Source organism: Bacillus sp. 05T21, assembly GCF_056396785.1.
Window position 1 is genome coordinate 64,954 of the sequence record NZ_JBFTMD010000022.1, and the last position, 13,687, is coordinate 78,640.

Below are 13,687 nucleotides of genomic sequence, written 5' to 3' on the forward strand. Positions count from 1 at the left end.
CAATACTCTTGATTGCATACTTAGTATGCAACCATCCATCCAGATACCTTAGCTAATACATCCCCCTAATCGTTGTTATAGCTAAGGTATCTTTTTAGACGCCCTGTGTGCAGGGCTTTTTCATTTCAGTGATGATGCTCTTTTCCCCATCTAATTATCGATTCTTTCAGTCCAACTTCTTAATAAAATTCAAATTTGATTAAAGTAACTGTGTTTTTCGTTCTTCCATACGAATTACTTTTCCACTTTGATATACAAATGATTGTTCACCAAATCCACCTTGAGGTGGTTCTATTAGTTGGACCTGACCATTTTTAACAACATATATTCCGTTTATTTTCAAATCTATTTCAGCTGTCATTTCTACAAGATTTTCTTTTCTAATTCCCACCAAGATCACTCCCATATGTTATAATTGCTTTGTCGAATAATTATGTCGGGAGCAATCTCGGCTTTTTTATTTGTCTACAAATATCGCACAACATTTTCTGGAACAAATGATTGTTCAAGTGATAAATGGAGTCGTATTGGAATCGGCTCTTTGCTATCCCTTGCTCGCTTACATATCTCTTCAGCTTCTTCCCAATCAAATTGTTTATCCTCCACTCGCTTATAACGCCAAATCCCAATTGTATAATCCTCAAATAATTCGTAACGCTTATCAGGCGCTGTCGTTGGTTTTAATTCATCAATCGCTTTGGCTTGACGTGGTATTTGTACAACCACATCTGCATACCGTAATTTTGAATTCAAACGTTGAATATGAGCTTTCTTAGGATCAAATGATACAACTGGTTCCACGTCAAAAATTGTTAATTGCTTTGGCATTGTTCTTCCCCTCCAATACCTGCAAACTTGCTATTAAAATCCCTTCAAGCTGCGTTAACGTTAGTTGATCTAATGTTTGTCCGTTAATTCCAGCTAATCCTACTCCCAATAATTTACGAATAATTGCTAGTTTTCTACGTTCTACTTCCTGACGTAACAACATGATTAAGCCTCCTGTTGATGATTGAACTTACGCTCTAAATTAACAAACTTACTAAATTCTTTAATGAATGCTAGTTCAACTACACCAACTGGGCCATTCCTCTGTTTCGCTAAAATGATTTCTGTTATGTTTTTATTCTCTGTTTCACGGTCGTAATAATCTTCACGATATAAGAATGCAATCAAGTCCGCATCTTGCTCAATTTGACCATTCTCACGTAAATCTGATAGTAACGGGCGTTTATCCTGTCTGCTCTCAACAGCACGACTTAATTGTGATAGAGCAACTACACATACATTTAGTTCTCGTGCCATAAGTTTCAACTTGCGACTAATCTCCCCAATCTCCTGCATGCGGTTTCCTCTATGCTTCGGATCACCTACAATAAGCTGCAAGTAATCAATTGCGACTAGCACCTTTTTGTCTGGGTATCTGCGCTTTAGTTTCCTAGTCTTTGCGTAAATCTCTTGCATCGTTACATTTGCTTTATCGTATATTTCTAACGGCAAATCGTTTATTAACCCCATTGCTTGGCTAATCTTTTCCCAATCCTTTAAATTACATAGTTTTTTAGGATTCTTTAATTTCGTAGCATCTATATTTCCAGTACTTGAAATCATTCTCTTAAGTAACTGTTCCTCCCCCATCTCGAGCGAGAACATTCCTGTTGCTGTATGAGCACTTGCTGCATGAAAAGCGACGTTTAATACAAATGCTGTTTTCCCCATTGAAGGTCGGGCACCAACAATAATTAAATCGCCTTCTTGTAAACCAGCGGTCATTCTGTTTAAGTCGTCATAACCAGTTGGTATACCGGTTAAATCACCTATATCAACTTGCATTTTCTTATACAAATCAACAAGTGTTTCTTTCAAGTTAAATTCATCTGAGTATCCTATTTCTTCAATGGCACTTAGTTCATCAATCGATGTACTAATGGCACTAATATCCTTCTCGTGCTGAAGGCGGTTATATAAGTTTCCAGCAACCTCTTGAGCATGTCTCATTTTCCAAGATTCAATAATTAACCCTTCGTGATACGAGAAGTTCTTAGTGGTCGTAACAACTTCTGTTAGGTATACAAAGAATTCGATTCCGCCAATTTGATGCATAAAGCTTTCATCGAATTTTCCAATGAGAGCAACAAGATCTATCGGAACCTCAGCATCCTCTAATTCCCTCATCACCTTAAAAATTACTTGGTGCGTTGGTGAAGAAAACTGTTTTACCTTTAGCTGACAATCTTTAATTAAATCGCCTTCTTGGATAATGCTACCTAAAACACTTTGTTCAGCTTCTACGTTACGAATCATATCGTTACTCATTGGGCCAACCATGCATTACGTTGATTAAGTACTGCAAGTTCTTCTTCTGTTGGAATGTTCTGCTCCCATGCTTGTTGCCGCTGTATTACGTTTTTAGTAGATTCCGATAAGCCTTTTTGTTGATAAGGAGCTTGAGTAGTTTGTTGCCCTTTTGCTAATCGTTGAGCGCGAAATGCCTGATCAGCCGTTTCAACATCTGCTACTGTTTTCAATCCTTTAAGATGCCAATCTCGTAAAATCGTATTTACGTAAGACATGTTTCTCGTATTTTTCTCTAATGCAATCTCCATAGCTTTTACAACTAGCTCTGCATTTAAATCATCTATCCAAGCATGAATACCATCTGCGATAAAAGGTGTAATGAATCCGAAGTTTTGCTCGTAAAAAGAAATTGGATTAACCTCAACAACTTCTTCCGCGCCTGCGCGTTCTTCTTGTTGTTGTTCTTTTTCTTTTTCTTCTTCTTTTTCTTCTTCTTTTTCTTCTTCCTTGCTAGGGTCTTGGAAGCCCCTTATAAGCCCCTCCAAACGGACTGATAAATACTCCTTAATACGAGGGATTTTAAAATCTTGCTCTCGTTCTAATTGCAAACAAGTTTCATAGAAATCAACCAGAAAATCTTGATCTTTTACAGATTGAATTTCTTTTAAAACACACTTTTCAATGTTTACATTTTTAATCGGATTGAATTTTAACCAGTTGATTAAGAACAACTCTTTTGTGTTTTGGTTGTAATTAATTTTCCCGTACTCGGCAAAACGTTCTAATAGCTTCATAACAGTTTCGCGGTTATATCCTGTATCAGTTTCAATAATACGAAGTGGAAGCTCGTAGATTCCTGATTGAGATGTTTTACTGTTTGTCATCAAATACAAGTAAAAATACTTTTCCTCTGGTGTAAGATCTAAAACAAATGAATCCTGCCAAAATGAAACGTGTACCGGTCTATAAACTGCCATATTATTCATCCTCCATTGTTTTACTTGATTTACTTTGATATAATTTAACTAAATTAATGTTTATAAAGACTCGCTATACGAGTCTAAAATCTATCACTCTGCCAAGTGATAGTTTTTTTTATTTCCTTCGACTAACTACTGATGCATTAATCCCTTTTCCTTGAAGTTTTTTAACAACTACTCGATAACTCATTAATACATCATGTTCTTCTCTTGCGTTACGAATACTCTTGAATTCTTTAGCGCACCTATTTAACTCTTTCTCCCAGTTATCTACTTCATCAAGCGAACCAGCATTGAACATATTATGAATACATGTCATCATGCAGTTATGTAATTCATTTGCAAAAGCAAAGTCTCCTGGTAGAACTAAATCAAACAGACGATTACATTCTACTTTCATGTTTCATCCCTCACTTAAAAATAATTTGATACTGTACGTATCGTTATGGCCAGAAAGTACAATCTTCTAAACTATTAACAACAGAAGAACAAATCTTTCTGGCCATAACGACAAGCGCAGTTGCTTGTCGCATTAAATTGGAATATGTTATAATTCATTTGTTGATATTATTGGTTATCGCGGGCTATGCGGTAGCCATTTCTTTTTTCTTTTTATTTTTCAAAACAAATGCAGCTTCTATAATTCGAATTCTTATCCCCGTTAATTTCTTCTCTTGCTTCAAATTTTTAGCTTTTATAAAATCTCCACAAATTGATGCGATTCGGATATCACCATATAAATTTGCTTCTTTTCTTACCAGTTCTTTATATTGCTTTAAAGTTGGACTCATATAATCAATTGTCATTACTTTAACCTCCCTAGTAATAATCAAATTAACCATCTGTATATTTCCTTGCTCTTAATGAAACCTTCCAATACTTAAATATATCTGTCATTGAAAAACCGTACTGATCACATAAGACCGCTACTAGACTCATCATCGAACCGGTAGCATCTAAAATTTCATGCATAGCCTTTTTCATAGATTCTTTCTCATGTTCAGACCATGCTTGTGAAGGTTTAAACCAACATAACGTATCAAGCTGTTTCAAAGCTTCATTTGTTTCTTGCTGAACCATGTACCTCATACTTGTGGGATGAGGGTCTATGTATTCCCCATTAAAGAATGGAATACTTACATGACCTGTTGCCTCACTCCACATTTTAAAAAACAGTTGTGGGTCATCTATTCCTTCAGTAATACATTTTCGTAAGTCTTTCGGTATTCGTCGTTTTTCAGTTTCATATTTTGCTAATGACTCACGACTCACAGGGATTTCTAAGGAGAGTTGTTCTTGAGTGATTCCCTTTCGTTTACGTGCCATAGCAACTTCTTTTCCTATAGACATCGTTTACTTCCCCCATTCGTACCTAACGTATTATTTATTTGTGACAACCCAACATGGTAATTTGGTATTAGACGGATTCTTTAAATGGATTGTAATAGCCTGTATTGTTTTCGACCCAGTCAGTATGATTTTCCATCCACTTAAAAAGAAGATGTGTAGGAATAAGAACCCCAGCTTCGCGGCATACCGGAAAATCAGGACGGTTTAATAACTCTGATGCTTTGGTACGTTTGATATGTAACAAATCCATTAACTCTGAAATAGTTAGAAATGGTGGCAATTCTTTCATTGGTTGAAGATGTTCAGTTGCTCTTTGCACTTCTTCTCGGATGATTTGACGAAATGATTCAATATCAAAGTTAATCACATTTATCACCCCTTTATCACATTACGTTCCTTTAAGGAACATTTATTCTCAAAAAAAATAGTCCAATTGAAATTCAAGCTTCTTCCCAATTTTTTAGCGATTAGAACTGAAGGTGTTTTAGTTCCATTTTCAATATGTGTGTAATAACTTCTAGACATATTACATTGATTTGCAACCTCTTCGTGAGTATAACCTTTTACGCATCTAAAATCTTTTAACCACTTTCTCATATCAATACTCCTCTCTATATTACTAATGAATATCTTAATTTAATTATATGTTTCTAAAAGGAACAAGTCAACACAAAAAGTTCCTTTTAGGAACTTAAATAACAAGTTACTATTAGTAACATAAGAATTGGTTTATAATAAGAGATACTATTTTAACTCGATGGTGGTGATTTTTTGAAGACTTTTGGAGAACAATTGAAATGTTTACGCGAAGAAAAAAAGAAGAAAGACTCTATTTGGACACAAACATATGTAGCTAATAAGTTAGGTGTTGCCCGTACTACATATACTGCATATGAAAATAATACAAAACAACCACCTATGGAAACTATTTTAAAAATCGCCGATCTTTTTAACGTTACTACTGATTTTTTACTAGGCAGGGCGTCCAATTCTAATCGAATAGAAACATCTATATTAGATAAAACCACATACGATCCAGAACTAGGTCTCTGGTTTAAAGATATTAAAGACGCGTCTCCTGAGAAACGTGAAGAATTAAAACGTTTTTGGGAATTTATTAATCAATCTGAAAATAAGCAATTTCCAACAAATAAAAAAAGTTAAGTGTTGATATGCTATTAACACTTAACTTTACTTCAACTAAATATTATACTTTCCAAAAATAACTAATTCTATAAAAAAGAACAAAAAATATTGTATAATACTTATCATTTCTCTACTCAATATTTAAAACCAAAGAAACGATTTTCATCTTGATCCTTTTTCAAATCTGCTATCACAAGCTTGTTCTTTTTAAAATAAGCTAATGCCTCTGCATCTACATCTTTTCTATTAAGCGTAACAATATATTGCCCTCTTCCATGCCCACATAAAAACTCATGAGCGGTTTTTAGCATTTTAAATGTTGCATAATTATCAGTTACAGAAAATGAACCATCATGTACCAAGAAATTTATAGGTAGTCCCTTTTCGATTCTATACATTAACCATGTTAAATCAATTAATTTTTCATTTTGTAAATCACTTTGAAAATCAGGGATTTCCAAAAGTTAGTTAGGAGATATCATTTTAACATTTTTCCTTCCTTCTACTGTAATATATTTAGATTTTTTGAGATTTGTATTTTATCTATCTGCTTTAATAATGCAATTATATGTTTTTAAATCGTTATCTAAGTTCTATGGTAAAAAACGAAAACTTACGAATAAGTCACAGTCTATATTTTACCTTAATTTCTAAAATATAGACTGTGATTTACAAATGTGTTCATTCAACTTTTCTTATCCATTCCACTACCTAATCACCCTTACTTGCAGTACCAATAATAAATACAAGCCATTAACTAATCCATATTTGTTTAAATTTTGTTCATTAATATTCTTCCAACTTCTTCATTTTTGTTATATTATAAGAACATACGTTCTCGCAATACGAATGGAGTGAAAATATGTTTCAATCACAACCCTACTATACAACACAACTTGAAGACTATATCCAGCACTTGTACCAATCCTTATCTATTATTGTTCCCGAGCAAATTGATATGATAGAGATTGCGAAAAAGCTAAACATTTGGTTGTACTTTGCTCCATTTGGAAGTCATGCAATGAAAAAAAATCAAATAGCTAACTTAATTATTGATAATCGTATCTCTCAGCAAGAACAATGGGAGGATTTTGGCCATGAGACCTGTCACATCCTATTTCATTCAGGTAATCAATTATTAATGCATCAAATGTTTCTAGATTATCAAGAAGCAAAGGCTAAAAACTTCGCACAACAATTTTGTGTACCTACTTTTATGTTACGAAAGCTTCCTCCACTACAGTTAAAAGCATATATAATCTCAGAAAAATTTAATGTAACAACACAGTTTGCTGAAAAAAGGCTTTTACACTACGAAAATCAATTATTAGCAAGTAAATTACAAAATCAAATATCACAATACTGCTATTTTCAAAAATAACGATACAGGAGGTATTGAATATGAAAGGAAGTTTTCGTAAACGTGGAAATACGTGGTCTTTTACAATAGATAACGGTATAGATCCGGCCACAGGAAAACGCCGGCAAAAAAGTAAAAGTGGATTTAGAACAAAAAAAGAAGCCCAAAATGCTGCTGCAACGATGATTACGGAGATAGAGAAGGGCATATATTTTGATGACAAACAATTAACCGTTTTAGATGTATGGGAAAAGCTAAAACCTCTTCGGAAAGCTGAATTAAAAATTACATCTTATGAAAAAGACATGAGCTTAATTAGACTCTATATCCTTCCCCCTTTTGGTTTTAAAAAAATTAAAAGTATTAAACCTATAATTATTCAAAGTTACTACGCTGAGCTTAAAGAAAAAGGATTATCAAATGGTACAATCAGCAATATCCATCGCTGTTTTAGGTGTATTTTTAAACACGCTGTAGAATGGGAAATCATACATGACAATATAATGAATAAGGTTAAAAAGCCACGTGAAGAGCAAAGTGAGATGAAAACATGGTCTAGCGAGGAATGTATTCAATTCCTCCAATATCTAAAAGAAAAAAATATTAAATACCACATGTTCTTCTTACTTGCAATCTATACAGGTATGAGACGAGGAGAATTACTTGCACTAACATGGAAAGATATTGACTTTGATAATAAACGTATTTTGGTTAATAAATCGCTGGTAAAAACGGAAAAAGGTCTATTTAGAGCTGCTACAAAAACTAAGTCTTCAAATAGAAGTATTAGTATCTCTTCTTTTGTTATAGAAAAGTTACAATCCTACTACTCCTATAAAAAGAAAGAATTTTTCCGCTGGGGTATACACTTGAATAAAGAGGTCTTTATTTTCACTGGCAATACGATGCATTCGCCCTTACATATAGATGCACCTCATCGCTTTTTGAATGATCACTATAAAAAAGCCGGTGTTCCTCGGATTCGCATACACGACTTACGACATACTCACGCTACACTCATGCTTCAAGCTGGGGAACACCCTAAAATCGTACAAGATCGCTTAGGGCACTCTTCTATTCAAATGACTTTAGATAAATATAGCCATATCACACAAAACATGCAACAACAAGCCGCAGAAAATTTTGAGAATGTAATAAAATCTTATGAAAATATCAAATAAAAACTGAAAAAATTCTAATGTGAGCAAAATGTGAGCATTGAGGAAAGACAGAGCTTATAAATCCTTATATAACAAGGTTTATAAGCCTATCTCGTTGAATCTTGGGAGAAGAATGAGCAGTTTTAGAATTGTTGATTTTAAAAAACATAAAAACCTCAAAAATGCCAAATCCCTTATGTCACAAAGGATTTGGCATTTTTAAGTTTCTAGAAAAACCCGCTAAATATAAAGAGGAATTAAAAGTCATAAATCCGGTACAATACTGTATCCACGCCCAAGGAACTGTCAAATGAAATAACGTGTCTAACTTTTTGGAGTCTATTGACCTTTTCAAATCCCCTTATATTAATGCTCACTATTAAGACCTTCTCCTTCTAGGACCTACAATTAATTTGATTGCTGTTCTTTCTTGATTATCGATAGTAACCTCTTGAAACGCTGGAACAAGAACCAAGTCAATGCCACTTGGAGCTACAAAACCTCTTGCAATCGCAATTGCTTTAATCGCTTGATTTAAAGAACCAGCTCCAATCACTTGGATTTCTACTTTGCCACTTGCTCTTAGTACACCGGCTATTGCACCTGCCACTGAATTCGGACTTGATTTTGAGGATACCTTTAATATATTTTCCATGTAAGTTGCTCCCTCTATTATTTAATCTCTCTTTTCTTACTGTTTGAAATATAACTAACGTATCTTTAACTACTATTCGAAATAAATACAAACAATTCTGTATAATTACATTCATTCGATATTTTTTGCCTTCTTCCTGCACAACTACATAAATAAAAAGCGACGACTAAGTTAAAAACTTAATCATCGCTTTATCCATTTCTCTGTTTCACTAAAATGCTGTCCTTTAAATACTTCTCCTCTTTACTTTGGCGATATACTATCTTAAAGTTTAAATACTTCAACATTTTAAAACCTTGGATAGAGTTATCTGCTAAATATTCATCCTTTTTCTTCTCCAAAATTTATCACATAGAATATTCTAACTCCATTTTTTTGAAAACTATATCCCCTCATTAGAGTACTTTATATTATGCCAGTTTTTTATCCCAAATCTATTACCTTATATATGGACAAGTATACACGCCAATTGCTTTTCGATTGCATAAACTACTATGTGTTATACATTTATTAATAATAGGAGGTAATATATTGGGTTCATACTATCATTCTTCAAGTTCATATAAAAGATCTTCATGCCACTCTTCTTCTAGTTCATATAAAAAATGTTCGTGCCATCAATCTTCCAGTTCGTATAAAAAATGTTCATGCGACCATTCACATAAATCATCTAAGCCTGCTTACGGCACTTTTTGGCAAACTGAGTTTATAACTGTTCCTTTTGGCGGTTCTTTTCCGTTTAATCACGTTGGCCCTTTGGCAGGAGGAGTTTCCTTATTAAATCCGACTACTATACAATTTAGTAAAGCTGGTGATTATAGAATTTCTTTCATTTCAAGTATTAACACTACGTTAAATCCTGTATTTCCCCATATTCCAGTCATAACTATATTTTTAAATAATAATCCACTTGCTAATAGTCAAGGTGATTTCGCTTTTCAAATGAATACTTCATCAAATAACGAATGCCTTCAACTAGTTGGCGAAACTATTGTTACGGTGCCTGCTAATTCAACTCTTCAACTTAGAAATAATAGTAGTTTCAATCATCAAAGTATTGTAACTTGTGATAATGGTATAAATTCAGTTGAATTAACAGCTACAAAACTAAGTTAATACTATTCCCTCACATTCAGATACTAATTTAGTATCTTTTTTTATTGCATAACGTTTTTTTGATTCCTATCGTCCTCTTATACAACATAAACTCCCATTTCACTTTTCTATTCATCTAATAAACATGAAAAAGTGCCGAAATCCTTCTGCCACAAGAATTCGGCACTTTTTTTATTAAAACCGATTCATTCTTTCCTACTTCTCCACATAAACCGATTTAACTATCGTACGATTATAAGGTTGTCCTTCCTTATTCATTCCTTTTATATCAATTGTAACGTTATATACACCCGGCTGTTCTATATTTTTCAAAGCACCTGTAAATGTAGTTGTATTAATGTTTTTCGATTCATTTGATTCAGAAACTAATTTTCCATCTTTATTAATTACTCGTACTGTTACTGAAAGATCGCCTTTCATTTCTGGAGCTACAGGTGATTTTTTGAGTTTATACTCTGCTTTATTTACTTTAACCTTTGCCGGCATTTGAAGGACGAACGGAGCATCTTTTTTGTAATCGGTCACGATTAAATATGCATCTTTCTGCTGCTTCGCCATCATTTTAACTTGCCATTCTCCTTCTTCCATTTTATCAAATTTAAATGTTCTTATAGTCGCTCCTTTAAAGAAAGATTCACCTTCACCAGTAGATACAGCACTATCTTTATTTGTATAAACTTTTCCTTTTGGAGATATTAGTTGTATTTCTACATCCGAAGAAGCTGTTAAAACAGAAATTACCCCTTCTGCCTTTTTATCAACTGCGATAGTTTGCCCTACCCACTCATTTTGTGACAACTCTCCTCCTAAAATAGATTGATTAGAAGTTGTGTTTAATTGTTCTACCTTATCCTCTGAACTATTACTCGGGGCTAATAAAGCTGGTACTGGTACATTTACTGTCCGTAAATATGGTTCAATTCGTGCGAAAACAGCTGAACCTTTTCGGATATTATCATGATCAAACCGTGAATCTGTAAATAAATGTGTTCCATATGGTAACTTAGCACTCCATTCATTCACTAACCCATCATTAGAACCGTATGATGACAAATACAACCCGCCCATAGATAATGCTGAAAAAACAGGTCCCCAGCTTGTCCCAGTAGCCGTATAGTAACGGTTTAATTTAGCTGCAGGATTATTATCTATTGTAGAACGAAACTTTGCCATTTCACCTATTTGTAATGAATATGTCCCATCATCTTTTTGTCCTAATATAGAGGCAAGCCATCCTGCCCACCAACTATATGATAAATCTGCTAAATTGGATCCGTAATGCGGAGTGGCAAGCGTAATAACATTTCCAACAAATCGATTCGCTCCATATCCAACTAACGCAGCTTGTGTATCAATACCACCTTTACTGTGAGCTACAATATTTACTTTTTTGCCAAAATGATTATAAATCTCTTCAAGCTTTTGTGCTAACAATTTTCCATTGTCCCATTGGCTAGCTGATCCTTTCCCCGCGGCATCATATAATTGAATAAATACAGTTTGATAGCCTGCTTTCAAAGCATAATCGTACATATCATTCATCTCATGATATACTGTCTTTCCATACCAACTATCCGCATTACCATTTCTTCCTTGTACAAAGAGAATTGGTGGTTTATTCTCATCATAATTAGCAGGTTTCTGACCTAAAAACCATTCTCCAGGAGTAAATACTTCTTGATTTGGAAAGCCAGTCTTAAGCTCTGTTACAACCTCCGCGTGTACATTTGCACTAAAAACCAGCGGACTCATAAAACAAAGTACAATAAATAATGCGATACTCCTTTTCATAATTCCCATTAACATCCCCCTTTTCCCTCCCGAAAGAAAACGCTATCATTCCGTTAAACACCCATTGTTTTAAATTCCATTTAATCAATTACTTTTACAATACAATATAATAAGAAATTAATAGCCGCATTCCTTTCTTATCAAACGTTATTCTCTCAACATTCCTTCATTCCTTTTTACAATAAGCGTTTTGAATATTTCTCAATAAAGCATTCTCTTTACAAAAAAGCTGCGTATAAAAGGTCTCTTTAATAACCTTTTATACGCAGCTTCTTTGTTTAAAACTCGATGATGTACTCATCATCATATTTATCGTATTGCAAACCCGCTCCTATTTTGAATTCTGTAACTTGATCTCTTAGAAATGGTGCATCTTCTATTTTACTAGTTGCTATTTCAATCCCATATTTTTTTGTTAAATGCGCTAATTCTATTAAAAACCATTCTCTTCGTAATACGACTGGAATATCATACGTTCGTCTTTTCATATATACTAGCACCTCTTCTATTTTCATTATTGAAAAGAGTATCACTTCTACTTTCGATACACTTTTTAAAACTATCGTTCATCATCAAAGGCCAATGAAACATTATAGTATATGCATGTCCGTTTTAAACGTGCTATGGCAAAAATAATATTAAAAAACTTAAAAAGCCTTTTTTAGTTTACATAAAAAAATTATGTAATAGTAAAAGGGGAAGGCTTGTCCCTCATCCTTTTACTATCAAAAGCTAAATTAAGAACATCTTGGTACACCTAAAGCTAAGAATAAACCTGCTACTCCTGCTGTAATTGGCACTTTCAACGTAATAACATCATCTACTTTTGTTACTAAAAAGTAAGCATTCCCTTCTTGTAACACGCAATTCACTAATAATTGAAATTCCATTCAAATCTCCTCCTTTCAATCGATATACTATAATTTATGAAATCTCTTTCAAAAAGTAATAGTAAATATATCTATTTTTCCTTATATATAAAATGAATGTTTATACGTCTATTAAAATATTAATTTTCTAAATTAATATAAAACGTGTAATATCCAATAAATCCCTATATAATCAATAGAGAAAATCTTACAAATGGAGGTATGAAAATGGCTATTTTGAGTAATATTGGTGTAGCTTTATTTTTGATTGCTATCATTCTTTTAATCTTATGTATCATTTCATTCTTTAAGAAAAATGGAAAAGCAAAACAATATGGTCGTCCTACTGTTATTCTTTTTATGATTTCAATTATATTAATAATGACTGGCTCAACAAAATCTGAACACCCAGTCGTAGAATTTTTTTCTACTTTAAGTTTCATTCTATTTATATTTTTCCTTGTTCTAGCAATCTTATCTGTAATTAAGAAAACAGGTGTAGCAAAAAAGCAATTTATTATTACAGCTGTTTTATTTGTCATTTTTGTTGCGCTATCAGGTATTTCAAGTCCTTCTTCTGAAAAAACGACAGCAACGAATAAACAAGTTGCTTCTAATAGTGAAGAGAAAAAAGATGACGAAAAGAAAAAGGAATTAGAAAAGAAAGAAGCGGATAAAAAAAACCGTAAGCAAGAAGATGAGAAACGTCAAGCTGAGGAACTAGCTCGTAAGCAAGAGGATGAGAAACGCCAAGCTGAAGAACAAGCCCGTAAACAACAAGAAGAGCAACAGCATCAAGCTGATGAACAGGCCCGTAAACAACAAGAAGAACAACAACGCCAAGCTGCTGAGCAAGCTCGTAAACAACAAGAAGAGCAAAAACGCCAGGCTGATGAACAAGCTCGCAAACAACAAGAAGAGCAAAAACGCCAGGCTGATGAACAAGCTCGCAAACAACAAGA

General features: G+C 33.6%; 20 protein-coding genes. 5 read left to right on the forward strand and 15 right to left on the reverse strand.

Annotation, left to right across the window (positions count from 1 at the left end):
- Positions 1–199: 199 nt before the first annotated feature.
- The 10 genes from AC1DKZ_RS25795 to AC1DKZ_RS25840 form a co-directional block, all read right to left on the reverse strand.
- On the reverse strand, positions 200–391 hold the full coding sequence (locus AC1DKZ_RS25795; RefSeq protein WP_000512853.1) for a DUF3954 domain-containing protein: 192 nt from the start codon (positions 389–391) through the stop codon (positions 200–202).
- 74 nt (positions 392–465) lie between these two features.
- On the reverse strand, positions 466–828 hold the full coding sequence (locus AC1DKZ_RS25800; RefSeq protein ID WP_098987455.1) for a cell division protein SepF: 363 nt from the start codon (positions 826–828) through the stop codon (positions 466–468).
- A complete protein-coding gene (locus AC1DKZ_RS25805) occupies positions 803–991 on the reverse strand; it encodes a hypothetical protein (protein WP_016079253.1) in 189 nt (62 codons plus the stop codon). Before AC1DKZ_RS25805 ends, AC1DKZ_RS25800 begins: the two co-directional genes overlap by 26 nt.
- A 2-nt stretch (positions 992–993) precedes the next feature.
- Positions 994–2,316 (reverse strand): replicative DNA helicase, encoded by a 1,323-nt coding sequence (gene dnaB, locus AC1DKZ_RS25810; RefSeq protein ID WP_476997343.1) that lies wholly within the window; start codon positions 2,314–2,316, stop codon positions 994–996.
- Entirely contained in the window at positions 2,313–3,275 is a 963-nt protein-coding gene (locus AC1DKZ_RS25815) for a DnaD domain-containing protein (protein ID WP_476997344.1), read from the reverse strand. Before AC1DKZ_RS25815 ends, dnaB begins: the two co-directional genes overlap by 4 nt.
- A gap of 118 nt (positions 3,276–3,393) precedes the next feature.
- On the reverse strand, positions 3,394–3,678 hold the full coding sequence (locus AC1DKZ_RS25820; protein WP_476997345.1) for a hypothetical protein: 285 nt from the start codon (positions 3,676–3,678) through the stop codon (positions 3,394–3,396).
- A 184-nt stretch (positions 3,679–3,862) separates the two neighbouring features.
- Positions 3,863–4,084 (reverse strand): RNA polymerase subunit sigma, encoded by a 222-nt coding sequence (locus AC1DKZ_RS25825; RefSeq protein ID WP_476997346.1) that lies wholly within the window; start codon positions 4,082–4,084, stop codon positions 3,863–3,865.
- A gap of 28 nt (positions 4,085–4,112) precedes the next feature.
- Positions 4,113–4,628, reverse strand: a complete 516-nt coding sequence (locus tag AC1DKZ_RS25830) for a helix-turn-helix domain-containing protein (RefSeq protein ID WP_098362439.1) — start codon at positions 4,626–4,628, stop codon at positions 4,113–4,115.
- A 67-nt stretch (positions 4,629–4,695) separates the two neighbouring features.
- A complete protein-coding gene (locus AC1DKZ_RS25835; RefSeq protein ID WP_476997347.1) occupies positions 4,696–4,995 on the reverse strand; it encodes a DNA-binding protein in 300 nt (99 codons plus the stop codon).
- 5 nt (positions 4,996–5,000) lie between these two features.
- Positions 5,001–5,225 carry a helix-turn-helix transcriptional regulator gene (locus AC1DKZ_RS25840; RefSeq protein WP_476997348.1) on the reverse strand — a complete coding sequence of 75 codons (225 nt, stop codon included), beginning with the start codon at positions 5,223–5,225 and terminating at the stop codon, positions 5,001–5,003.
- 174 nt (positions 5,226–5,399) lie between these two features.
- Here AC1DKZ_RS25840 and AC1DKZ_RS25845 point away from each other — a divergent pair, with 174 nt between their 5' ends.
- Entirely contained in the window at positions 5,400–5,792 is a 393-nt protein-coding gene (locus tag AC1DKZ_RS25845; RefSeq protein WP_476997349.1) for a helix-turn-helix domain-containing protein, read from the forward strand.
- Between the two features lie 116 nt (positions 5,793–5,908).
- Here the strand turns inward: AC1DKZ_RS25845 and AC1DKZ_RS25850 are convergent, their stop codons facing one another.
- Positions 5,909–6,235 carry a DUF2326 domain-containing protein gene (locus AC1DKZ_RS25850; protein ID WP_476997350.1) on the reverse strand — a complete coding sequence of 109 codons (327 nt, stop codon included), beginning with the start codon at positions 6,233–6,235 and terminating at the stop codon, positions 5,909–5,911.
- Positions 6,236–6,636: 401 nt separating this feature from the next.
- Between AC1DKZ_RS25850 and AC1DKZ_RS25855 the strand changes: the two genes are divergently transcribed.
- Positions 6,637–7,155, forward strand: coding sequence for an ImmA/IrrE family metallo-endopeptidase (locus AC1DKZ_RS25855; protein WP_476997351.1), 519 nt, complete (start codon positions 6,637–6,639; stop codon positions 7,153–7,155).
- A gap of 20 nt (positions 7,156–7,175) precedes the next feature.
- On the forward strand, positions 7,176–8,315 hold the full coding sequence (locus AC1DKZ_RS25860; protein WP_476997352.1) for a site-specific integrase: 1,140 nt from the start codon (positions 7,176–7,178) through the stop codon (positions 8,313–8,315).
- A 358-nt stretch (positions 8,316–8,673) separates the two neighbouring features.
- Here the strand turns inward: AC1DKZ_RS25860 and AC1DKZ_RS25865 are convergent, their stop codons facing one another.
- On the reverse strand, positions 8,674–8,949 hold the full coding sequence (locus tag AC1DKZ_RS25865; protein WP_002035358.1) for a stage V sporulation protein S: 276 nt from the start codon (positions 8,947–8,949) through the stop codon (positions 8,674–8,676).
- 531 nt (positions 8,950–9,480) lie between these two features.
- Between AC1DKZ_RS25865 and AC1DKZ_RS25870 the strand changes: the two genes are divergently transcribed.
- Entirely contained in the window at positions 9,481–10,065 is a 585-nt protein-coding gene (locus AC1DKZ_RS25870; RefSeq protein ID WP_476997353.1) for a preprotein translocase, read from the forward strand.
- A 195-nt stretch (positions 10,066–10,260) separates the two neighbouring features.
- Here AC1DKZ_RS25870 and AC1DKZ_RS25875 read toward each other — a convergent pair whose 3' ends face one another.
- From AC1DKZ_RS25875 to exsG, 3 genes are all read right to left on the reverse strand, one after another.
- The gene (locus AC1DKZ_RS25875; RefSeq protein WP_374108387.1) at positions 10,261–11,871 is read right to left on the reverse strand and encodes a lipase family alpha/beta hydrolase; all 1,611 of its coding nucleotides are present in this window, start codon (positions 11,869–11,871) and stop codon (positions 10,261–10,263) included.
- Between the two features lie 263 nt (positions 11,872–12,134).
- Positions 12,135–12,344 (reverse strand): hypothetical protein, encoded by a 210-nt coding sequence (locus AC1DKZ_RS25880; protein WP_002085943.1) that lies wholly within the window; start codon positions 12,342–12,344, stop codon positions 12,135–12,137.
- Between the two features lie 249 nt (positions 12,345–12,593).
- A complete protein-coding gene (gene exsG, locus AC1DKZ_RS25885; RefSeq protein ID WP_000395676.1) occupies positions 12,594–12,746 on the reverse strand; it encodes an exosporium protein ExsG in 153 nt (50 codons plus the stop codon).
- Between the two features lie 207 nt (positions 12,747–12,953).
- Between exsG and AC1DKZ_RS25890 the strand changes: the two genes are divergently transcribed.
- Positions 12,954–13,687, forward strand: a 734-nt coding sequence (locus AC1DKZ_RS25890) for an excalibur calcium-binding domain-containing protein (protein WP_476997354.1), incomplete at its 3' end; no start/stop codon positions are given.

Excerpts from the sequence above, each read along its gene's own strand:
- AC1DKZ_RS25855 (WP_476997351.1), top strand. The coding sequence starts at position 6,637 with ATGTTTCAATCACAACCCTACTATACAACACAACTTGAAGACTATATC.
- AC1DKZ_RS25875 (WP_374108387.1), bottom strand. The coding sequence starts at position 11,871 with ATGTTAATGGGAATTATGAAAAGGAGTATCGCATTATTTATTGTACTT.
- dnaB (WP_476997343.1), bottom strand. The coding sequence starts at position 2,316 with ATGAGTAACGATATGATTCGTAACGTAGAAGCTGAACAAAGTGTTTTA.
- AC1DKZ_RS25865 (WP_002035358.1), bottom strand. The coding sequence starts at position 8,949 with ATGGAAAATATATTAAAGGTATCCTCAAAATCAAGTCCGAATTCAGTG.
- exsG (WP_000395676.1), bottom strand. The coding sequence starts at position 12,746 with ATGGAATTTCAATTATTAGTGAATTGCGTGTTACAAGAAGGGAATGCT.
- AC1DKZ_RS25830 (WP_098362439.1), bottom strand. The coding sequence starts at position 4,628 with ATGTCTATAGGAAAAGAAGTTGCTATGGCACGTAAACGAAAGGGAATC.
- AC1DKZ_RS25860 (WP_476997352.1), top strand. The coding sequence starts at position 7,176 with ATGAAAGGAAGTTTTCGTAAACGTGGAAATACGTGGTCTTTTACAATA.
- AC1DKZ_RS25880 (WP_002085943.1), bottom strand. The coding sequence starts at position 12,344 with ATGAAAAGACGAACGTATGATATTCCAGTCGTATTACGAAGAGAATGG.
- AC1DKZ_RS25815 (WP_476997344.1), bottom strand. The coding sequence starts at position 3,275 with ATGGCAGTTTATAGACCGGTACACGTTTCATTTTGGCAGGATTCATTT.
- AC1DKZ_RS25800 (WP_098987455.1), bottom strand. The coding sequence starts at position 828 with ATGCCAAAGCAATTAACAATTTTTGACGTGGAACCAGTTGTATCATTT.
- AC1DKZ_RS25805 (WP_016079253.1), bottom strand. The coding sequence starts at position 991 with ATGTTGTTACGTCAGGAAGTAGAACGTAGAAAACTAGCAATTATTCGT.
- AC1DKZ_RS25825 (WP_476997346.1), bottom strand. The coding sequence starts at position 4,084 with ATGACAATTGATTATATGAGTCCAACTTTAAAGCAATATAAAGAACTG.
- AC1DKZ_RS25820 (WP_476997345.1), bottom strand. The coding sequence starts at position 3,678 with ATGAAAGTAGAATGTAATCGTCTGTTTGATTTAGTTCTACCAGGAGAC.
- AC1DKZ_RS25840 (WP_476997348.1), bottom strand. The coding sequence starts at position 5,225 with ATGAGAAAGTGGTTAAAAGATTTTAGATGCGTAAAAGGTTATACTCAC.